Annotated in this window: 22 protein-coding genes; 13 read left to right on the top strand and 9 right to left on the bottom strand. The window is 70.8% G+C overall.

Annotated elements, in window-relative coordinates; translation table 11 throughout:
- Positions 1-112 precede the first annotated feature (112 nt).
- The 4 genes from LCH29_RS11990 (at position 113) to moaA (ending at position 3,319) form a co-directional block, all read left to right on the top strand.
- On the top strand, positions 113-469 hold the full coding sequence (locus LCH29_RS11990) for a DUF485 domain-containing protein (RefSeq protein WP_358623421.1): 357 nt from the start codon (positions 113-115) through the stop codon (positions 467-469).
- Positions 466-588, top strand: coding sequence for a hypothetical protein (locus LCH29_RS11995; protein ID WP_446461668.1), 123 nt, complete (start codon positions 466-468; stop codon positions 586-588). The genes LCH29_RS11990 and LCH29_RS11995 overlap by 4 nt, the downstream gene beginning before the upstream one ends.
- Positions 585-2,204, top strand: a complete 1,620-nt coding sequence (locus LCH29_RS12000; protein ID WP_446461669.1) for a solute symporter family protein — start codon at positions 585-587, stop codon at positions 2,202-2,204. The genes LCH29_RS11995 and LCH29_RS12000 overlap by 4 nt, the downstream gene beginning before the upstream one ends.
- Before the next feature lie 125 nt (positions 2,205-2,329).
- Positions 2,330-3,319: a GTP 3',8-cyclase MoaA gene (moaA, locus tag LCH29_RS12005; protein ID WP_446461670.1), complete on the top strand. Its 990-nt coding sequence runs from the start codon at positions 2,330-2,332 to the stop codon at positions 3,317-3,319.
- 40 nt (positions 3,320-3,359) lie between these two features.
- On the opposite strand, the gene LCH29_RS12010 is transcribed toward moaA, so the two are convergent.
- Complete coding sequence (locus LCH29_RS12010) at positions 3,360-3,599, bottom strand: hypothetical protein (RefSeq protein WP_446461671.1); 240 nt, start codon at positions 3,597-3,599, stop codon at positions 3,360-3,362.
- Positions 3,600-3,810: 211 nt separating this feature from the next.
- Entirely contained in the window at positions 3,811-4,236 is a 426-nt protein-coding gene (locus tag LCH29_RS12015; protein WP_446461672.1) for a DUF3099 domain-containing protein, read from the bottom strand.
- A 213-nt stretch (positions 4,237-4,449) separates the two neighbouring features.
- On the opposite strand from LCH29_RS12015, the gene LCH29_RS12020 reads away from it, so the two are divergent.
- Positions 4,450-4,731, top strand: a complete 282-nt coding sequence (locus LCH29_RS12020; RefSeq protein WP_009718963.1) for a GlsB/YeaQ/YmgE family stress response membrane protein — start codon at positions 4,450-4,452, stop codon at positions 4,729-4,731.
- 96 nt (positions 4,732-4,827) lie between these two features.
- Here the strand turns inward: LCH29_RS12020 and tyrS are convergent, their stop codons facing one another.
- The 5 genes from tyrS to LCH29_RS12045 form a co-directional block, all read right to left on the bottom strand.
- Positions 4,828-6,246, bottom strand: coding sequence for a tyrosine--tRNA ligase (gene tyrS, locus LCH29_RS12025; protein ID WP_446461673.1), 1,419 nt, complete (start codon positions 6,244-6,246; stop codon positions 4,828-4,830).
- A 110-nt stretch (positions 6,247-6,356) separates the two neighbouring features.
- Positions 6,357-7,742: a metallopeptidase TldD-related protein gene (locus LCH29_RS12030; RefSeq protein WP_446461674.1), complete on the bottom strand. Its 1,386-nt coding sequence runs from the start codon at positions 7,740-7,742 to the stop codon at positions 6,357-6,359.
- Complete coding sequence (locus LCH29_RS12035; RefSeq protein ID WP_446461675.1) at positions 7,739-9,271, bottom strand: TldD/PmbA family protein; 1,533 nt, start codon at positions 9,269-9,271, stop codon at positions 7,739-7,741. Before LCH29_RS12035 ends, LCH29_RS12030 begins: the two co-directional genes overlap by 4 nt.
- A gap of 100 nt (positions 9,272-9,371) precedes the next feature.
- A complete protein-coding gene (locus LCH29_RS12040; protein ID WP_446461717.1) occupies positions 9,372-9,806 on the bottom strand; it encodes a LysR substrate-binding domain-containing protein in 435 nt (144 codons plus the stop codon).
- Positions 9,734-10,462 (bottom strand): HAD family hydrolase, encoded by a 729-nt coding sequence (locus LCH29_RS12045; protein ID WP_446461676.1) that lies wholly within the window; start codon positions 10,460-10,462, stop codon positions 9,734-9,736. Before LCH29_RS12045 ends, LCH29_RS12040 begins: the two co-directional genes overlap by 73 nt.
- Positions 10,463-10,932: 470 nt before the next feature.
- On the opposite strand from LCH29_RS12045, the gene fabG reads away from it, so the two are divergent.
- The 3 genes from fabG (at position 10,933) to LCH29_RS12060 (ending at position 12,977) form a co-directional block, all read left to right on the top strand.
- Complete coding sequence (fabG, locus tag LCH29_RS12050) at positions 10,933-11,637, top strand: 3-oxoacyl-[acyl-carrier-protein] reductase (protein ID WP_446461677.1); 705 nt, start codon at positions 10,933-10,935, stop codon at positions 11,635-11,637.
- 5 nt (positions 11,638-11,642) lie between these two features.
- Positions 11,643-12,413, top strand: coding sequence for an enoyl-ACP reductase FabI (gene fabI / locus LCH29_RS12055; protein ID WP_446461678.1), 771 nt, complete (start codon positions 11,643-11,645; stop codon positions 12,411-12,413).
- Between the two features lie 207 nt (positions 12,414-12,620).
- Positions 12,621-12,977: a hypothetical protein gene (locus tag LCH29_RS12060; protein ID WP_446461679.1), complete on the top strand. Its 357-nt coding sequence runs from the start codon at positions 12,621-12,623 to the stop codon at positions 12,975-12,977.
- Between the two features lie 8 nt (positions 12,978-12,985).
- Here LCH29_RS12060 and LCH29_RS12065 read toward each other — a convergent pair whose 3' ends face one another.
- A complete protein-coding gene (locus LCH29_RS12065) occupies positions 12,986-13,666 on the bottom strand; it encodes a FadR/GntR family transcriptional regulator (RefSeq protein ID WP_446461680.1) in 681 nt (226 codons plus the stop codon).
- 194 nt (positions 13,667-13,860) lie between these two features.
- Between LCH29_RS12065 and LCH29_RS12070 the strand changes: the two genes are divergently transcribed.
- From LCH29_RS12070 to LCH29_RS12085, 4 genes are all read left to right on the top strand, one after another.
- On the top strand, positions 13,861-15,144 hold the full coding sequence (locus LCH29_RS12070) for a CynX/NimT family MFS transporter (RefSeq protein ID WP_446461681.1): 1,284 nt from the start codon (positions 13,861-13,863) through the stop codon (positions 15,142-15,144).
- Between the two features lie 23 nt (positions 15,145-15,167).
- Positions 15,168-15,284, top strand: a complete 117-nt coding sequence (locus tag LCH29_RS12075; RefSeq protein ID WP_257231780.1) for an SGM_5486 family transporter-associated protein — start codon at positions 15,168-15,170, stop codon at positions 15,282-15,284.
- Between the two features lie 164 nt (positions 15,285-15,448).
- Entirely contained in the window at positions 15,449-15,664 is a 216-nt protein-coding gene (locus tag LCH29_RS12080; protein ID WP_446461682.1) for a hypothetical protein, read from the top strand.
- Positions 15,665-15,783: 119 nt separating this feature from the next.
- Positions 15,784-16,302 carry a SixA phosphatase family protein gene (locus LCH29_RS12085; RefSeq protein WP_063731852.1) on the top strand — a complete coding sequence of 173 codons (519 nt, stop codon included), beginning with the start codon at positions 15,784-15,786 and terminating at the stop codon, positions 16,300-16,302.
- 101 nt (positions 16,303-16,403) lie between these two features.
- On the opposite strand, the gene serB is transcribed toward LCH29_RS12085, so the two are convergent.
- On the bottom strand, positions 16,404-17,639 hold the full coding sequence (gene serB / locus LCH29_RS12090; protein WP_009718987.1) for a phosphoserine phosphatase SerB: 1,236 nt from the start codon (positions 17,637-17,639) through the stop codon (positions 16,404-16,406).
- A 330-nt stretch (positions 17,640-17,969) separates the two neighbouring features.
- Here serB and LCH29_RS12095 point away from each other — a divergent pair, with 330 nt between their 5' ends.
- The gene (locus LCH29_RS12095; RefSeq protein ID WP_446461683.1) at positions 17,970-20,579 is read left to right on the top strand and encodes an FHA domain-containing protein; all 2,610 of its coding nucleotides are present in this window, start codon (positions 17,970-17,972) and stop codon (positions 20,577-20,579) included.
- Positions 20,580-20,600 lie beyond the last annotated feature (21 nt).

Below are 20,600 nucleotides of genomic sequence, written 5' to 3' on the forward strand. Positions count from 1 at the left end.
CGTCTTTCAACCACCAGACCCTGTTGTGGGCTTCGCTCCCGCTTTACCATGCGTGATCCGGATCACCGTCGCCGTCGTACGTCCCCGTCAGACCCACTCACCAGGAGAGACCGTGGATACCGCACCGGCCAGCGATCGTCCCGACGATCAGCGGCAGCATCATCGCCCCCCGTACGACGAGGTACAGGCGAGCCCCGAATTCGGCGAACTGCGCACCGCACACCGGTCGTTCGCCTTCCCGCTGACCATCGCGTTCGTCAGCTGGTACCTGCTCTACGTCCTGCTGTCCAACTACGCGGGCGGCTTCATGGGCACCAAGCTCGTCGGCAACATCAATGTCGCCCTGGTGTTCGGCCTCGCCCAGTTCCTGACCACCTTCCTCATCGCCTGGTGGTACTCCCGGCACGCCGCCGCCAAGCTCGATCCGCGCGCGGAGGCCATCAAGGCCCGGCTGGGGGATGGCTCATGAGCGACGCACACGCGGCCGCCGGGCCGCAGACGACACGCAAAGCCGCGCCTCTGCGCCGCGTGGGCGGCAGTGACATCAGCCGCTACCGCGGCGGGGCGAATGGAAGGGGCACGGCGTGAGTAACTACCTACTTGCGGCCGAGAGCGCTTCGGACAACCGTCCGCTGATCATCACGCTCTTCACGGTCTTCGTCGTGGCGACCCTGGCCCTCACCGTCTGGGCGGGCCGGCAGACCAAGGACGCCAACGACTTCTACGCCGGCGGCAGACAGTTCTCCGGCTTCCAGAACGGGCTCGCCATCTCCGGCGACTACATGTCCGCCGCGTCCTTCCTCGGCATCGCCGGAGCCATCGCGCTCTCCGGCTACGACGGCTTCCTGTACTCCATCGGCTTCCTCGTCGCCTGGCTGGTCGCCCTGCTCCTGGTCGCCGAGCCGCTGCGCAACTCCGGCCGCTACACCATGGGCGACGTGCTCGCCTACCGGATGCGCCAGCGCCCGGTGCGCACCGCCGCGGGCGTCTCCACCATCGTCGTGTCGATCTTCTACCTGCTGGCCCAGATGGCGGGCGCGGGCGTCCTCGTCTCGCTGCTGCTGGGCATCACCAGCGAGGCCGGGAAGATCCTCATCGTCGTGCTGGTCGGCGTGGTGATGATGCTCTACGTCACCATCGGCGGCATGAAGGGCACCACCTGGGTGCAGATGGTCAAGGCCGTCCTGCTCATCGCGGGAACGCTGCTGATCACCTTCCTGGTGCTGCTCAAGTTCAACTTCAACGTCTCCGAGCTGCTGGGCGAGGCGGCCAAGAACAGCGGCATGGGCAGCGCGTTCCTGGAGCCGGGCCTGAAGTACGGCGTCAACGCCACCTCCAAGCTCGACTTCCTCTCGCTCGGCATCGCGCTGGTCCTCGGCACCGCCGGACTGCCGCACATCCTCATCCGCTTCTACACCGTCCCCACCGCCCAGGCCGCCCGTAAGTCGGTCAACTGGGCGATCGGCATCATCGGCGGCTTCTACCTGATGACGATCGCGCTCGGCTTCGGCGCGGCGGCCCTGCTGGACCACGACGCGATCATCGCCTCCAACAAGTCCGGCAACACCGCGGCGCCCCTGCTCGCCGAGGAGATCGGCGGCGGCGCGGACTCCACCGGCGGCGCGATCCTGCTCGCGGTGATCTCCGCGGTGGCGTTCGCCACCATCCTCGCCGTGGTCGCCGGGCTCACCCTCGCCTCCTCGTCGTCCTTCGCCCACGACCTGTACGCCAACGTGATCCGCAAGGGCCAGGCGACGCAGAAGGAGGAGATCGGGGCCGCCCGCTGGGCCACCGTCGGCATCGGCACCGTCGCCGTCGTCCTCGGGGTGTTCGCGCGAGATCTCAACGTCGCGGGGCTCGTCGCCCTCGCCTTCGCGGTCGCGGCCTCCGCCAATCTGCCCACCATCCTCTACAGCCTGTTCTGGAAACGTTTCACCACGCAGGGCGCCCTCTGGTCGATCTACGGCGGGCTCATCTCCTCCGTCTTCCTGGTGCTCTTCTCGCCCGTCGTCTCCGGCAAGCCGACCTCGATGTTCCCGGACGTCGACTTCCACTGGTTCCCGCTGGAGAACCCCGGCCTGATCTCCATCCCGCTGGGCTTCCTGCTCGGCTGGCTGGGCACGATCGTCTCCAAGGAGGAGCCGGACAAGGCCAAGTACGCGGAACTGGAGGTCCGCTCGCTCACCGGACACGGCGCCCACTGAGGCCTCAGGGGTGTCTTGCCGAACACCCCTGACAACCCCCGGCGGCCCCTCGCTGTCAGTGCCTTCGCGTACGGTGCGGGACAATTGACCGCAGTCACGCAAGCGAACCGTGAGGGGCCGCCGACATGCTGATCGACACCTATGGTCGAGTCGCCACCGACCTGCGTGTCTCCCTGACCGACCGGTGCAACCTGCGGTGCACCTACTGCATGCCGGAAGAGGGACTCCAATGGCTCGCCAAACCGGATCTGCTCACCGACGACGAGATCGTCCGGCTGATCCGGATCGCCGTCACGGACCTCGGCGTCACCGAGGTCCGCTTCACCGGTGGTGAGCCGCTGCTGCGCCCCGGCCTCGTCTCCATCGTCGAGCGCTGCGCCGCCCTGACCCCGCGCCCCGAGATGTCGCTGACCACCAACGGCATCGGGCTGGAGCGCACCGCCGCCGCCCTGCGCGACGCCGGTCTGGACCGGGTCAACGTCTCGCTCGACACCCTGCGCCCCGACGTCTTCCAGACCATGACCCGGCGCAAGCGCCACGGCGACGTGATGCGCGGCCTCGCCGCCGCGCACGCCGCCGGGCTCACCCCGGTCAAGGTCAACGCCGTGCTGATGCCCGGGCTCAACGACGACGAGGCCCCCGACCTGCTCGCCTGGGCCCTGGACAGCGGCTACGAGCTGCGCTTCATCGAGCAGATGCCGCTCGACGCCCAGCACGGCTGGCAGCGCGAGGGCATGATCACCGCCGGGGACATCCTGGAGAGCCTGCGCACCCGCTTCACCCTCACCGCGGAGGGCGACGACGAGCGCGGCTCCGCCCCCGCCGAGCGCTGGCTCGTCGACGGCGGCCCGGCCCGCGTCGGCGTCATCGCCTCCGTCACCCGCCCCTTCTGCCGCGCCTGCGACCGCACCCGGCTCACCGCCGACGGACAGGTCCGCACCTGCCTGTTCGCGCGCGAGGAGTCCGACCTGCGGGGCGCGCTGCGCTCCGGCGCGCCGGACGAGGAGATCGCCCGGCTGTGGCGGCAGGCGATGTGGGGGAAGAAGGCGGGGTCCGGGCTGGACGACCCGTCGTTCCTCCAGCCGGACCGCCCGATGTCGGCGATCGGCGGCTGACCACCGGCGTCCGCGGGCGCTCACCGGCGTCCGCGGCCGCTCACTGGTTTTCGGCGGCCGACCACTCCTCCAGGGCCACGACGTCCTTCAGGAAGCCGCGCATGCCCAGGAACTTCGACAGGTGCTCGCGGTGCTCCTCGCACGCCAGCCAGGTCTTCCGCCGCTCCGGGGTGTGGAGCTTGGGGTTGTTCCAGGCCAGCACCCAGACGGCGGGGGCGCGGCAGCCCTTGGCGGAGCAGATCGGGGTGTCGGTCTCGGTGGCGGCGTTGAGGATGTTCACACCGCAGATGCTACGGACACCGTCGTCTTGACAGAAAGTGGCGCGGACATGACGACGCCGGGCAGCCACGGGGGGAGCCGCCCGGCGTCGGTCCGTCGCTCCGACGGGGGATGCGGAGCGCGTACGAAGTATGTCACGAGGGATAGGGCGCGGTGCACCGGAACAGCATGATTGATCTGAGGTTTTCCTGAGCTTCCGGAAACGCGGCAGGTCAGCCGTGTCCCCCGCGTCCATCCTCGCTGGTGTGTGCGGCATCTTCCGGACCGGGTTCCGCCGATGCCGCATGCGGTGCCGAATGCGGCGCCGGTGGCGGTTCCGCATCCGATGGTGCCTCGTCCCGGCCCGCGGTGAGCATCGGGCGCATCGGCGTCGGGACGAAGGTCGTGGGGAGCGAAGGGGCGTTCTCCCGGCCCGCGTTCGCGATCACCACCGCCACATAGGGCAGCAGCACACCCAGCACCAGGGCAACGATGGCCACATGGCGCTCGACGTTCCACAGCACGGCCGCCAGCACGACCGCCACCGTCCGCACCGACATCGAGATCACATAGCGCCGCTGCCGACCGCGCACGTCGTCGGCCAGCCCCTGACGGGCCCCGGTGATCCGGAAGACCTCGGTCTCGCTGTGCTTCCGCATCACGTTCCACCACCTGGTCCCCGAGCAGGTACCCCCCGCTCCGATACGTACTCAACGTTACGCCGCGCCCCCATACGGTTCGAGACCGGGGCACCCCGATGGGTGGCGACGCCCGTACGCCACGGCACGTACGGGACGGTTCAACATGCGCCGTAGCGAAAACGGTCGAACACTGGGAGGAAACGCGCATCCCCCGCCGCGTCAGGAGGCGACATGAACTGGCTGTGGGCGATCGTCGTAGGAATCATCCTCGGTGTGATCGCCAGGGCGATCCTGCCGGGCAAGCAAGACATCCCGCTGTGGCTGACCTGCATTTACGGCATCCTCGGAGCCATCGTCGGCAACGCGGTGGCCGGATGGATCGGGGTCAGGCACACCGGCGGATTCGACTGGATCCGGCATCTGCTCCAGCTGGCCGGAGCCATCGTGATCGTCGCGCTCGGCACCCCGCTGTGGCAGACGATCCGCCACGGCGGCAGGAGAGAACGGGCCTGAGCGGGGCCGAGGGCCGGGGGCGCACTGCGGAAGCCGCGGCGGCCGGCGCGCATGGTGGAAGCGCACCGGCCGCCGCTCCGTCCGGGATGTGGCGGGTCACACGCCCTGGAGCTGGGCGATCTTCCGTCCGGCCTTGAGGTAGACCCCGCCGGAGGCCGGGGCGAGCCCGGCGTCCGCCAGCACCTCCGCGACCACCTCGGCCAGCGGCCGTACCGCCTGGGCCTCGGCGAGCACGATCGCCTTCTGGCCGTCCTCGGCCTCCACGACCAGCCGCAGACCGTTCTGCTTGGCGACCCGGCGGGCCGCCGACGCGCTCGGCTGGAACTCCAGGACCTTGCTCAGCACGGTCGCGATGGTCTCGCCGCCGTGCTCCGCGGCGTCGACCACCGGCAGCGTCCCGACGTCGGTGAAGCTCTTCTTGGAGAACTGCGCGATGAACCCCGCGCGCGCCTTCATCGCCGCCTCGACGCCGTACAGCGCCGCCACGACCTCACCCGCCAGCACCTTCTTGAGGTCCATCGGGTGCAGGGACTTGGTCTCCAGCCGGGTGGTCGCGGCGGCGATCTCCGCGTCCGTCCACTCCGTCCACGCCTCCAGGTACGGCTTCATCAGCCGGTCCGGGATCGACATGATCTTGCCGAAGACATCGTCGGCGGGCGCGCTGAGCGCCACGTAGTTGCCCTTGGACTTGGACATCTTGGCGCCGGTGCCGTCCGTGCCCTCGATCAGCGGCATGGTGACGACCAGCTGCGGCTGCTGGCCGCGCAGCTCCATCAGCTTGCGGCCCATCTGGAGGTTGAGCAGCTGATCGGCGCCGCCCAGCTCCACGTCGCTCTCCAACGCCACCGAGTCCAGGCCCTGCGCGATCGGGTACAACAGCTCGGACATGGTCAGCCCGGACCCCGCGGCCAGCCGGTTGCGGAAGTCCTCGCGCTGGAGCAGCTGCGACACCGGCACCTGGGCGAGCAGCCCCAGCAACTCCGGGAAGGTGTACGGCGACAGCCACTCGCTGTTCTGCCGGAAGCTGACCTTCTCGAAGTCGAAGAACGGCCGGACCTGCTCCTGGTAGCCCGCGAGGTTCCGCGCGATGTCGTCGTCGGTGAGCGGCGGCCGCTCGGCCGTACGCCCCGACGGGTCGCCGATCTTGGCCGTGAAGTCACCGATCAGCAGCGTGACGTCGTGCCCCATCCGCTGGAAGCGGTTGAGGACGATCATCGGCACGGTGTGGCCGAGGTGCACATCGGCGGCCGTCGGATCGATGCCCAGCTTGATGGCGAGGCCCTGGCCCGCGGCCCGGCGCTCCTCGATCCGCTCGGCCAGCTCCTTGATCCCCGGCAGGACCTCGACCGTACGGGAGGCGATCAGCTCGGCCTGCTCCTGTGCCGACAGGTCGCTCAGATCGAGGGAGCGCCGGGCGGACGTCTCGGCGAGCAGTTGCTCGACGGTCTTGTCGGAGGAGAGGTCCTGGTCGAGCAGCTCGCGGGCGCGGGCGACGGATGCGCCGAGGCGTGTCATGGGGTTCCTGGTGAGAGTGGGAGGCGGACGGGTGGGCGGGGACCAGTCTATTCGCCGGTCCCGCACGGCCGGACTCAATATCGTCCGGCCGGTCCCACCCCCCTGCCGTCTCACACCCCCTTGCTGACCGAGCTCATGTTGAAGTCCGGGATCCGCAGCGCGGGCATCGCCGCCCGGGTGAAGTAGTCGCCCCACTCGCGCGGCAGGGTCGGCTCGGTGCGCCCCGCCTCGGTGGCGCGGGACAGCAGGCTCACCGGCGACTCGTTGAACCGGAAGTTGTTCACCTCGCCGACGACCTCGCCGCCCTCCACCAGGTACACCCCGTCCCGGGTCAGCCCGGTCAGCAGCAGGGTGGCCGGATCGACCTCGCGGATGTACCACAGGCAGGTCAGCAGCAGGCCCCGCTCGGTCGAGGCGACCATCTCCTCCAGCGAGCGGGTGCCGCCCGCGTCCAGGATCAGGTTGTCGATCCCCGGCGCCAGGGGCAGCCCGGTCAGCCCCGCCGAGTGCCGGGTGGTGACCAGGTGCTTCAGCACCCCGTCCCGGATCCAGTCGGTGGCGGGCAGCGGCAGCCCGTTGTCGAACACCGACGCGTCGTCCCCGGAGGAGTGCGCGATCACGAACGGCGCCGCCTCGAGACCCGGCTCGTGCGGGTCGCTGCGCAGCGTCAGCGGCAGCTCCGACAGCGTGTCCCCGACCCGGGTGCCGCCGCCCGGCTTGCTGAAGACCGTACGGCCCTCCGCCGCGTCCCGGGCCGACGAGGACCACAGCTGGTAGATCAGCAGATCGGCGACGGCGGTCGGGGGCAGCAGCGTCTCGTAGCGGCCCGCCGGAAGCTCGACCTTCCGCTCGGCCCAGCGCAGCCGCCGGGCCAGCTCGGCGTCGATCGCGGCCGGGTCGACGTCCGTGAAGTCGCGGGTCGCCCGCCCGGCCCAGGCCGAGCGCGTCATGTCCGGCGACTTGGCGTTCAGCTCCAGCGTGCCGCTCGGCTGGTCGTGGCGCAGCCGCAGCCCGCCGGAGGTGCCCAGATAGCTGGAGACCACCTCATGGCTGGCGAACCCGTACAGCTCCCGGCCGCCCGCGCGGGCGGCGCCGAACGCCTCGCCGAGGGCGGGCGCGAACGCCGCGAACACCTCCGAGGAGGTCTCGGCGGGGGAGTCGGTGAAGTCGGGGGAGGCGGCCCGGGTCTCGACCAGCGGCTGGGCGTCCTCGGCCGGGCCCGCGTCCCGCGCGGCCGCCTCGGCGGCCCGTACCAGGGGCTCCAGCTCCTCGGCGGTCACGGCCGACCGGGACACCACCCCGGAGGCGGTGCCCTCCGCGCCGTCCACGGTGGCCACCACGGTCAGGGTGCGGCCGCGGGTGACGCCGTTGGTGGTCAGCGCGTTGCCCGCCCAGCGGAGGTTGGCGGTCGACGTCTCGTTCGCGATCACCACGCAGCCGTCCGCGCGGGACAGCTCCAGGGTGCGCTCCACGATCTCGTGCGGCTTCACGCTCATGCTCCCGCCTCCTGGGTGGTGTTGAGGATGTTCACGCCGCGGAAGAGCGCGGAGGGGCAGCCGTGCGACACCGACGCGACCTGGCCGGGCTGGGCCTTGCCGCAGTTGAAGGCGCCGCCCAGGACGTACGTCTCCGGCCCGCCGACCGCCGTCATCGAGCCCCAGAAGTCGGTGGTGGTCGCCTGGTACGCGAAGTCCCGCACCTGCCCGGCCAGCTCCCCGTTCCGGATGCGGTACGCCCGCTGCGCCGTGAACTGGAAGTTGTAGCGCTGCATATCGATCGACCAGGAGCGGTCGCCGACCAGATAGAGCCCGTTCTCGACATCGCCGATGAGCCCGTCCGTGGCCGGGCCGCCGGGGTCGGGCCGCAGCGACACGTTCGCCATCCGCTGCACCGGCACATGCCCCGGCGAATCAGCGTACGCACACCCGTTGGACCGGCCCAGACCGGTCAACCGGGCGATCCTGCGGTCCAGCTGATACCCCACCAGCCTGCCGTCCTTCACCAGGTCCCAGGACTGCGCGGCGACGCCCTCGTCGTCGTACCCGATCGTGGCCAGCCCGTGTTCGGCGGTCCGGTCGCCGGTGACGTTCATGATCTCCGAGCCGTACCGAAGGCTGCCCAGCTGGTCGAAGGTGGCGAACGACGTCCCCGCGTACGCCGCCTCGTACCCCAGCGCCCGGTCCAGCTCGGTCGCGTGGCCGATCGACTCATGGATCGTCAGCCACAGATTGGACGGATCGATCACCAGGTCGTACGTGCCCGCCTCGACCGACGGAGCCGCCATCTTCTCCGCCAGCAGACCGGGCAGTTCGGCCAGCTCCGCGTCCCAGTCCCAGCTACCGGCCCCGCCCCCGGTGAGGTACTCCCAGCCGCGGCCGACCGGCGGGGCCAGCGTGCGCATCGAGTCGAACTCGCCGCTCGCCGGATCCACCGCCACCGCGGTCAGCTGCGGATGCAGCCGCACCCGCTGCTGGGTGGTCGTGGTGCCCGCCGTATCCGCGTAGAACTTGTTCTCATGGACGGTCAGCAGCGACGCGTCCGCATGCGCCACCCCGTCCGCCGCCAGCAGCCGCGCACTCCACTCGGCCAGCAGTCCCGTCTTGTCCGTGTCCGGCACGTCGAACGGATCGATCTCGTACGACGACACCCACGTCCTGTCGGCGTGCACCGGCTCGTCCGCCAGCTCCACCCTCTCGTCCGACCCGGCCGCCTCGATCACCTTGGCCGACAGCTTCGCCATCGCCACGGCCTGCGAGGCCACCCGCGCCGCCGCGTCCATCGACAGGTCCACGCCGGACGCGAACCCCCAGCTCCCCCCGTGCACCACCCGCACCGCATACCCCAGGTCCGTGATGTCGGACGACCCCGCGACCCGGGCATCCCGCAGCCGCCACGAGGCGCTGCGCACCCGCTCGAACCGGAAGTCCGCATGCTCGGCCCCCAACGCCCGCGCCCGCGCGAGCGCCGCGTCGGCGAGCGCGTGCAACGGCAGCGCGAGGAAGGACGGATCGATCTCGTGCGACACGGGCGACCCCTTCGTCGATGTATGTCCGACCGCAGTGAACCATGCCGCTACGACACCGGGGGTGTCCATCGCGTTACCCGGTGCGGGCGGCGGTGAGCCGTCAGGCGGATCGGGGCCAGTCGTCCCTGGCCCCGTGGCCGCGCGCCGCGTCGTCCAGCGCCCGCATCCCGAGGTCGACGAGCGGGTTCCGCCGACTGCCCCGGCGTACGCAGGTGAGGATCCGCCGCGTCGGCATGGTCCCGCTCGCCAACGGAACCCGCACCGCCGAGCCGCCCTCGGCCAGCCGCGGGATCAGCGAGACGCCCAGCCCGTTCCCGACCAGCGACCAGACCGTCAACCACTGGGTGGCGGCGTGCACGATCCGCGGCGAGAACCCGGCCGCCGCGCACAGCACCCGTACCCGCTGCGCGTGGTCGCAGGTGCCCGGGTCTGCGACGATCCAGTCCTCGCCCGCCGCGTCCTTCAGCCGCACCGACCCCGCCCGCGCCAGCGCGTGGTCGGCGGGCACCAGCAGGAAGTACGGCTCCTCCAGCAGGGGGCTCTGCTCGAACCGCGTGTCATCCGGCTGCGGCCCGCCCTCGACAACGAGTCGACCTGCCAGTCAGCGGCAGCTGCCTCGGGCGTACCCGACCAGAGATGGCCCCAGGGCCCACGCCGCAGATGCGCGGCGCGCAGGCCCGCCGCCTTCGCCGGGCCCGTGTCGTTCGCGGGGTGATCGCCTACGTAGACGGTTTCACCGGGAGCCGTTCCCGCAAGCTCCAGGACGAGGGCGAAGAACCCGGGTTCCGGCTTGGCCACACCCCACTCTCCCGAGGTGGCGACCGCATCAACCGGCAGCCCGAGGTCCCGCAGCAACTGTCCGGTACGCGCCGTCTGGTTGCCCGCGATGACGACGCGCACGCCGCGTTGGCGAAGAGCTGCGAGGGCCGAACGTACATCCGGATAGAGATCGGACTCGTCCAGCTGCTCGATGACGCCGCTGGCCTCCATGGCGGCCCGCTCGGCAGCGATATCGATACCGGGTCGGACGAGCCGCAGCGCCTCAGCGTTGTCGCGCCCCTGCGTCACGACCGCGCCAACCAGCGCCGAGAGGGTGTGCCGGGGAACGCCCAGCCAGTCGGCCCACGCCGCCCAGCCCCGGTCATCCCGGATCAAGGTCTCGCCGACGTCGAGCACCACCGCGCGAATCATCCGGGCAGCGTAGCCAAGACCCTTCGCTGGCTGCGCCCCGCCTGCGCGGGGACCACTCCATAGCGTCGGCCAAGATCAGGTGAAGGATCGGTCCACCCCCGCCTGGGTGGGGGTGGACCGGCCGCGGAGTACACCCGAGGCCAGTACAAGGGGGGCTCCCCGCGCAGGCGGGGGTGGTCCGGGACCACCTTCTCTTGTACATGTCGTGCTCGAGTGCTCCCCGCGCAGGTGGGGGTAGTCCGCACCATAAGGGACCGAGTGCGGCGGAGATCGAGTGCTCCCCGCACAGGCCGGGCATCGGCGGCTGGCGCGGGGTTTCTGTAGGGACTCGACAGGGTCGGCCACACGCCCCTGTGTGTGCTCGATTCTCCGGAGCCGCCCGGAGCCCGATAGTTTTCGTTAGTGCAAGGGTCGGCACCCGTACGTGCGGCGTGGCGACCGGCATGACTTCTACAAGAGAGGGTGGTCCCTTGAGCCGCTCGGTTCTCGTCACCGGAGGCAACCGCGGCATCGGCCTCGCCATCGCCCGGGCCTTCGCCGACGCAGGCGACAAGGTCGCCATCACCTATCGGTCCGGCGAGCCGCCGGCCGGCTTTCTCGCGGTGAAGTGCGACATCACCGAGCCCGAGCAGGTCGAGCAGGCGTACAAGGAGATCGAGGAGAAGCACGGCGCGGTCGAGGTTCTGGTGGCCAACGCCGGGGTCACCCGTGACCAGCTGCTGATGCGGATGTCGGAGGAGGACTTCGCCTCCGTCCTCGACACCAACCTCACCGGTACGTTCCGCATGGTCAAGCGGGCGAACCGGGGCATGCTGCGGGCCCGTAAGGGGCGCGTGGTGCTGATCTCGTCGGTGGTCGGGCTCATGGGCTCGGCCGGGCAGGCGAACTACGCCGCGTCCAAGGCGGGCCTGGTGGGCTTCGCCCGTTCGCTCGCCCGGGAGCTGGGCTCGCGGAACATCACCGTCAACGTGGTCGCGCCCGGTTTCGTCGACACGGACATGACGCGCGCGCTCAGCGACGATCAGCGCGAGAACATCGTCAAGCAGGTGCCGCTCGCGCGCTACGCGCAGCCCGAGGAGATCGCCGCCTCGGTCCGCTTCCTGGCCTCCGACGAGGCCGCGTACATCACTGGAGCCGTCATCCCTGTCGACGGCGGATTGGGCATGGGTCACTGAACGACATGAGTGGAATTCTCGCCGGTAAGCGCATCCTCGTCACGGGCGTCATCACCGAGTCCTCGATCGCCTTCCACGCCGCGAAGCTCGCCCAGGAGGAGGGCGCCGAGGTCATCCTGACCGGCTTCGGCCGGGTCTCCCTCGTCGAGCGGATCGCCAAGCGGCTGCCCAAGCCCGCCCCGGTCATCGAGCTGGACGTGCAGAACCAGGAGCACCTCGACGGGCTCGCCGACAAGGTGCGCGAGCACCTGGGGGAGGGCGTCGGCCTCGACGGGGTCGTGCACTCCATCGCCTTCGGCCCGCAGGGTGCGTTCAACTTCCTGGAGGGCAGCTGGGAGGACGTCGGCACCGCCGTGCACGTCTCGGCGTACTCCCTCAAGGCGCTCACCATGGCCTGCCTGCCGGTCATGCCGCGCGGCGGCTCCATCGTCGGCCTGACCTTCGACGCCCAGTTCGCGTGGCCGAAGTACGACTGGATGGGCGTGGCCAAGGCCGCCCTGGAGTCGACCAGCCGCTACCTCGCCCGCGACCTGGGCGAGAAGAACGTGCGCTGCAACCTGGTCTCGGCCGGGCCCATCAAGTCCATGGCCGCGAAGTCCATCCCGGGCTTCGAGGAGCTGGCCGACGTCTGGAACCACCGGGCCCCGATCGGCTGGGACCTCACCGACCCGGAGCCCGCGGGCCGCGGTGTCGTCGCCCTGCTGTCCGACTGGTTCCCGCGCACCACCGGCGAGATCGTGCACGTCGACGGCGGCGTGCACATGATGGGCGCCTGAGCACCCGGACGCGTCGCTACGGCCGCCGTCCCGTCCCGCGCGAAAGCGGGGCAGGGGCGGCGGCCGTTCGCATGTCGGGGGTGCGTATCAACACCTCACCCGTTCGGACCAGCGGGCGGGCGGGCGGGTGGCGCCGCACGCAGGGTGGAGACACCACACGACAAGGCACGACTCGCGGAGCGACAGCCCGGCCGAGGAGGTCCTGCCATGCGTACGCCCCGTCGCTTCGCGGTCGCCTCGCTGATCGTCGCCGCGATCGGGTGCGTCCTCGCCGCCTCCGACTCCGTCGCGTCCGTTGCCTCTGTCGCGTCCGCCCCGCAGGAGCGCCCCCGGCCGCGCGAGGCCGCCTGTTCCACGGCGCTGCGCGGCTCGCACGCCACCGCCAGCTGCTTCAACCCCTACCCCGACGCCGACCGGGTGCAGCTGCACGTCGAATGCGCCCGCTGGTGGGACCCGGACATGGACAGCCGCCGGGTGGAGGTGGGCCCGGCGCAGCACGTGGAGCTGGACGAGCGCTGCTGGAAGGACATCCGCCGGGCGTGGGTCACCCACCGCCGCCGCTGAGGGGGCGCTCAGTCGGCCTCGGGCCCGAGGCGGCAGGCGAACGGGTGGGTGCTCGCCTCGGCCGCCGCCCGCTCCCCGTCCCGCTGCCGGATGGCCTCCACCAGCCGCGCGTGGTCCACGTACGCCTCGGGGCTCATGCCGTCGGCCACGTCGGCGCGCAGGAAGTCCCGTACGACCGCTCCCAGGTCCGCGTAGAGCGCCTCCAGTACGTCGTTGTGGGCGGCGGCCACGATCGCCATGTGGAGTGTCGCGTCCGCCTCCACGAACACGTCCGCGTCACCGGACTCCCAGGCCCGCTCGCGCCGGTCCAGCTGCGCGTCGATCTGCTTGACGTCCTGTTCGGTACGGCGCTCCGCGGCCAGCTGCGCGGCCTTCGTCTCCAGGGCGCTGCGCAGCTCGGCCACGTGCCGAGGGTCGGCGCTCGCGAAGCGGCGGTGCATCACCCCGGCCAGCTCGCTGGTCGCGAGGACGTACGTGCCCGAGCCCTGCCGGATGTCCAGCAGGCCGTTGTGCGCCAGCGCGCGCACCGCCTCGCGCACGGTGTTGCGCGCCACCCCGAGCTGCTCGACCAGTTCGGGCTCGGTCGGGATCCGCGAGCCCACCGGCCATTCGCCCGAGGTGATCTGGGCGCGCAGCTGGGCGATCACCTGGTCGGCGAGGGCGGAGCGCTGGGTCGACGTCAGCGGCATGACTCTCCTGTGCCTGGGGCCTGCTGGCCTGTTGGGCCTGTCGGGACTGCTGGGCCTGTTGGGACTGCTGGGCTTGCTGGGGCTGCGAAACGAGCCGTTCCATCACGAGCCGTTCCATGATGCCGTCTGGTTGTCACCCCGCGGTTACATATCAACTGGACAGGCATTCATCCCATGATTCTATGATGGTCGGCATGTCCAACGACGACCTCGCGACGCTCGACCCCGCGGCCCCCGCCCAACGGGACCACGAACCGCACCCCGCGCCCTCGCCGTGGCGCCGCCGCATCGTGGTCGTCGGCCTGCTGCTGGCCGCGCTGAACCTGCGCCCCGCCGTCACCAGCCTCGGCCCACTCCTGAAGGAGGTCCGCGACGACCTCGGCATGAGCGGAACCATCGCCGGGCTGCTCACCTCGATGCCCGCGGCCTGCTTCGCCGTCTTCGGCATCACCGCGCCCCGGCTGGCCCGCCGCTTCGGTCCCGGGGCCGTCGTCTGCACCGGTCTCGTGGCCATCGCCACGGGCCTGGCGCTGCGCCCGTTGGCGGGCGGGACCGTGGCCTTCCTGTGCGCCAGCGCCCTCGGCCTGGCCGGGATCGCGGTCAGCAACATCCTGATGCCGGTGATCGTCAAGGGCTGGTTCCCGGACCGGGTGGGCTCGATGACCGGCCTCTACTCCATGGGGCTGTCACTGGGCACGGCCAGCGCCGCGGCCGCCACGGTGCCCATGACCGACGCGCTGGGCGGCAGCTGGCGCGCCGGGCTCGGGGTGTGGGCGGTGCTCGCCGGGGTCGCGATGGTGCCCTGGCTGTTCCTCGCCCGCGACCGTACGCACCGCCGGACCGAGCGAGCGGCCGCCCCGGAGCCCGCCTCCGACCAGTCCGCGTCCGGCGCGGCGGGCGCCCGGATCACCCGGAGCCCCACCGCCTGGGCGATGGCCGTCTTCTTCGGCCTCCAGTCCACCGCCGCGTACATCACCATGGGCTGGATGCCGCAGATCTTCCGCGACGCGGGGGTCTCCGCCTCCACCTCCGGGGTGCTGCTCGCGGTCATCATGGCCATGGGCGTCCCGCTGGCGTTCGTCCTGCCCCGCGTGGCGGCCCGGCTGCGCAACCAGGGCGTGCTGGCCGTGGTCCTCGGCGTCTGCGGGCTCATCGGCTACACCGGTCTGTGGCTGGCCCCGGCGGGCGGCGCCTGGGTGTGGGCCGTCCTGCTCGGCGTCGCCAACTGCGCCTTCCCGCTCGCCCTCACGATGATCAGCATGCGGGCCAGGACCAGCGCGGGCGTGGTCCGGCTCTCCGCCTTCGCCCAGAGCACCGGCTATCTGCTGTCCATCCCGGGTCCGCTGCTGGTCGGCGCGCTGTACCAGCACAGCGGGGGCTGGGGGGCGCCGCTCGCGCTGATGGCCGGGCTGATGGTGCCGCAGATCGTGACGGGCCTGCTGGCCGGGCGTGACCGCACCCTCGAAGACGAGATCTGACCGCCGGGTGGGACACTGAGCCCATGCCAGTGCTCGATGAGAACCCGCCGGACGGCCAGAAGAAGCTCCTCCTCATCCTGGGCGTGATGCTCGGGATCACTGTGGTCATCGGCGTGATCGCCACCATCGTCTCCCCCTGACGCCCGCCCGCCCCCGCACCGGCGGGGGTGGGGGCAGCACCACCATCCCCTAGGGGGCCAGGGTCAGGGGGAACTGGGTGGATCACCGGATGGGAACCGGCCCGCCCGCTCCGTACCGTCGAACCATCCGAAGCAGCGTGGTTCCCCGACCGGAGGCGATCCCCATGTCCGCCCGCACCCCCACCCGGCCCGCGAACCCGGCGGACGGTGGCATGGACGTCCGGCTGCCGTGGTGGGCCCTCGCGCTGCCCGCCCTCGCCTTCGCGGCGCTGCTGCTCCTGCTCACCGGGCCGTCCGACGCACAGGCCGCCGACGGCTCCGGTGCCCTCTCGCAGTTCCTGGAGCTGGTGCGCCAGACCCTCGGTCACCTGGGAGCGTGATCGACCGTGCGCGGGGGCACCCTCCGGTGCGCGGGGGCACCCGCTTTGTGCGCTCACTTTGGTGAGCACCGTTTCAACACCCTGCGCCTCGCCAGCCGTTTCATGCGAAGCTGGGACGCATGAGCGTCGATGTGCCCCGCAGGATTGTCATTCTCCGACACGCCAAGGCCGACTGGCCCGAGGTGGCAGACCATGAGCGGCCGCTCGCGGAGCGCGGCCGCAAGGACGCCCCACTCGCCGGGCGCCGGCTCACCGAAGCCGGTCTGGTCCCCGAACTGACCCTCTGCTCCACGGCCGTGCGTACCCGGGAGACCTGGAAGCTCGTGGTCCACGAGCTGCCCCAGCGCCCCAAGACGGTCTACGAGGAGCGGCTGTACGACGCCTCACTCGGCGAACTGATCGCGGTCCTGAACGAGACGTCCGACGACATCACCGACCTGCTGGTGGTCGGCCACAACCCCGGGGTGCACGCCCTCGCCGACGCCCTCGCGGGCCAGGCCGCGGAGGGCACCCGGGAGCGGATGGCCCGCACCGGCTTCCCCACCTCCGCGATCGCGGTGGTGACCTTCAACGGCTCGTGGAAGTCGGTGGAGCACGGCGTCGGCCGCCTCGACGACTTCTGGGCGCCGCACGAGTAAACGCCCGCCGCCGTACCCTTCCGCCGCCGTACCGCCCTACCGTTCCGCCGCCGTACCGTTCCGCCCGCCTTGCAACACCGAGACGGGCGGAACCGGAGCAGTCAGTCCTCCTCGTGCGCGTCCGCGGCCTCGACCTCTTCGCGGGTCACGCCCAGCAGATACAGCACGGTGTCCAGGAACGGCACGTTCACCGCGGTGTGCGCGGCCTCCCGTACGACCGGCTTGGCGTTGAAGGCGACCCCGAGCCCGGCCGCGTTCAGCATGTCCAGGTCATTCGCCCCGTCACCGATCGCGACGGTCTGCACCAGCGGCACCCCCGCCTCGGCCGCGAAGCGTCGCAGCAGCCGGGCCTTGCCCGCCCGGTCCACCACCTCGCCGATCACGCGCCCGGTGAGCTTGCCGTCCACGATCTCCAGGGTGTTGGCGGAGGCGAAGTCCAGCCCCAGCCGCTCCTGGAGATCATCGGTGACCTGCGTGAAGCCGCCGGAGACCACGCCCACCTGGTAGCCCAGGCGCTTGAGGGTACGGATCAGGGTGCGGGCGCCGGGCGTCAGCCGGACCTCCGCGCGCACCTTCTCCACCACCGACTCGTCGATCCCCGCCAGCAGCGCGACCCGCGCGTGCAGCGACTGCTCGAAGTCCAGCTCACCGCGCATCGCCCGGGCCGTGACCTCGGCGACCTCGGCCTCGCAGCCCGCGTGGGCCGCGAACAGCTCGATCACCTCGTCCTGGATCAGCGTCGAGTCGACGTCCATGACCACCAGCCGCTGGGCCCGGCGCTGGAGCCCCGACGCCACGACCGCCACGTCGACCCCGATGTCGGCCGCCTCGGTGGCCAGCGCGGTGCGCAGCGGCTCCGTCTCGGCGCCGGACACCTCGAAGTCCACGGCCGTCACCGGATACTTCGCGAGCCGGAAAATACGGTCGATATTGCCGCCGGTGCCGGTGATACGGGAGGCGATCGCGGCCACCGCCTCGGCGGTCAGCGGATGCCCCAGCACGGTGACGTGCGACCTGCCGGTGCCGCGCGGACGGTTGTCGCCCCGGCCCGAGATGATCTCGGCTTGCATCCGCTGCGACTCGGCCCAGCTGTGCACGGTGGCCCGCAGCTCTCCCTCCGCCCCGTCGCCCTTCGGGGCCGTGACCAGGACGCACAGCACGATGCGGCCCCGGGTGACGACCTGCTCTATGTCGACTATGTCCACGCCGTACGCGGCGAGGGTGTCGCAGAGCCCGGCGGTGAGGCCGGGACGGTCCTTGCCGAAGATCTTGACAAGGAGGGTGGGATCGCCGTCGGCCGGGACGGCGGTGGCAGGAGGAATCTGCGATGCGCTCATGGTCTTACCACCGTATCCGGCCGCCGCCGCCCGGCGCGCGGCAGCCCGCGTCGTGGACGGCCAAGTGGTGGGGAACGTTCATCTGCCGGACGTCACCGCGTCACCGTCCCGGCCGCTGATCATGATCGTGTCACGTTGCCCGGATCGTCCATGGTCGGCACCATCCGTGCGCGCTTACCGCTTTCTGGGGTTTTCCGGATGAACCAACATGCCCGAGTTGCCGTCTTGCTCAAAACCCGACTTCCGGTTAAGCGGCTGAGCCTGAAATAGTTCCTCACGATGTTCGCCATCCCTAGACTCCCTGACAGGGGGTAGCTCGGGGGACAACTAGTGGGGCATGGAGTGCCGGAACTCGTACTGGAATTGAACGGACGAACCTGGACGCTTGATCCATCCAGGTCATACAGCGTGGGGCGTGACCCACAGGGCGACATGGTGCTGGACGACGCCAGAGTCTCCTGGCGGCATGCCACGGTGCGCTGGGGCGGGCGCAGTTGGGTAGTTGAAGATCACGGCAGTACCAACGGCACTTATGTGCAAGGCCGGCGAATCCAACAGACGGAAATCGGTCCAGGTTCGGCGGTGCATCTCGGCAACGCCACCGATGGCCCCCGCCTGAACGTTTCGGGGGCGGGCGCGGGTGCCGCCGCGTACAGCCCGCAGGGGGCCATGGGCGCCCCTCAGCAGGCACAGCAGCAGCCCCAGCAGGCGCCGCAGCAGTACCAGCAGCCCCCGCAGCAGCCGTATCAGCAGCAGCCCGGCGCGGGCTGGCCGCAGCAGGGCCAGCAGCCTCCGGCGCAGCCCCAGGGGTGGCAGCAGCCCCCGCAGCAGCAGCCGTTCGTACCGCAGCAGCAGAACCCGCGCGACCACCACGCGCAGAACGGCCACGGCGGCGGCCCCGGCGGCTCCGGCGAGGCGCGGACCGGCCAGGGCGACCGCAGCCCGACCACGTTCCACCAGTTGGACGCGGGCCGGGTGATGCGCATCGGTCGTGCGCTGGAGAACGAGCTGGTCGTCTCCGACCTCCAGGTCTCCCGCCACCACGCCGAGTTCCGGGCGCTGCCCGACGGCCGCTTCGAGATCCGCGACCTCGGCAGCCACAACGGTACGTACGTCAACGGTCAGCCGGTCCGTCAGCAGGTGATCGGCCCGAACGACACGGTCGGCGTCGGCCACTCCACCTTCCGGCTGGTCGGCGACCGGCTGGAAGAGTTCGTCGACACCGGTGACGTCTCCTTCTCGGCCCGCCACCTCACCGTCACCGTCGACGGCGGCAAGCAGATCCTCAAGGACGTCTCCTTCGGCGTTCCCGAGAAGTCGCTGATCGCGGTCATCGGCCCGTCCGGCTCCGGCAAGTCCACGCTGCTGAAGGCGCTCACCGGCTACCGTCCGGCCAACGAGGGCGACGTCCTCTACGACAACCGGAACCTGTACAAGCAGTTCGCCGAGCTGCGTCAGCGCATCGGTCTGGTCCCGCAGGACGACATCCTGCACAAGGAGCTGACCGTCCAGAAGGCCCTCCGGTACGCCGCCAAGCTCCGCTTCCCCGGCGACACCGCGACGGCCGAGCGCGAGGCCCGGATCGATGAGGTGCTGCGCGAGCTGAAGCTCGACATCCACCGCGACAAGAAGGTCACCGCGCTCTCCGGCGGTCAGCGCAAGCGGGTCTCGGTCGCGCTGGAGCTGCTCACCAAGCCGTCGCTGATCTTCCTGGACGAGCCGACCTCCGGTCTCGACCCGGGCATGGACCGCGACGTGATGCAGCTGCTGCGCGGCCTCGCCGACGACGGCCGTACCGTCCTGGTGGTCACCCACTCGGTCGCCGAGCTGGCGCTGTGCGACAAGCTGCTGGTGATGGCGCCGGGCGGTGCGGTGGCCTACTTCGGCCCGCCGAACGAGGCGCTCAACTTCTTCGGCTACGACAGCTGGGCGGACGTCTTCTCCGCGTTCGAGAACTACCGCGACTACGACTGGTCGGGCCGCTGGCGCGGTTCGCAGCACTACCAGATGTACGCCGCGGACATCGACGCCGTCGCCCCGCAGTCCGTCGATGTGCAGGCGCCGCCCGCGCGGATGCAGAAGTCGCAGGGCTGGGGCTCCCAGCTGTGGACGCTGATACGCCGCTACGTCTCGGTCATCGCCTCCGACCGCGGCTTCTTGGCGCTGATGGTGATCCTGCCCGCCGTGCTCGGCGCGGTCAGTACCGTGATCCCGTCGGACTTCGGCTTCACCAGAGCGCCGAAGGGCCAGTTCAACCAGGACTCGGGCACGATCACCCTGATCCTCGTGGTCGGCATGTGCTTCTCGGGCGCGGCCAACTCCGTACGAGAACTGATCAAGGAACGGGTGATCTACGAACGGGAACGGGCCGTCGGCCTGTCCCGCTCCGCCTATCTGATGTCCAAGGTGATCGTGCTCGGCGTGATCACCGCCTTCCAGGGCGTGATCATCAGCGCCATCGGCTTCTCGACCCGTGAGCTGCCCGAAGAGGCGCTGATCATGCCGCCGGCCGTCGAGATGTGCGTGGCCATCATCGCGATCGGCTTCACCTCGATGATGGTCGGCCTGGTGATCTCCTCGCTGGTGAAGACCGCCGAGAAGACCATGCCGCTGCTGGTCATGTTCGCGATCATCCAGGTCGTGTTCACCGGCATCCTGTTCAAGATCTACGGATCGCCGGGCATCGAGCAGTTCGCGTATCTGATGCCCGCCCGCTGGGCGGTCGGCGCGGTCGGCGCGACGCTGGACCTGGGCCCCGGCCCGGGCCACCTGATGGCGCCCTGGGACCGCAAGAAGCCGCTGGACACCGACCCGCTGTGGGAGCACACCACGGCCCAGTGGGCCATCGACATGGGCATCCTGATGGCGCTCGGCATCATCTGCGCGTTCGCGGTGGCGCGGCTGCTGCGCCGCCATGAGCCGGAGGTCATGCGCAAGTAGCGCACGGAGCGGCACGCGTCG

The sequence above is a fragment of the Streptomyces sp. BRA346 genome, from assembly GCF_052851135.1.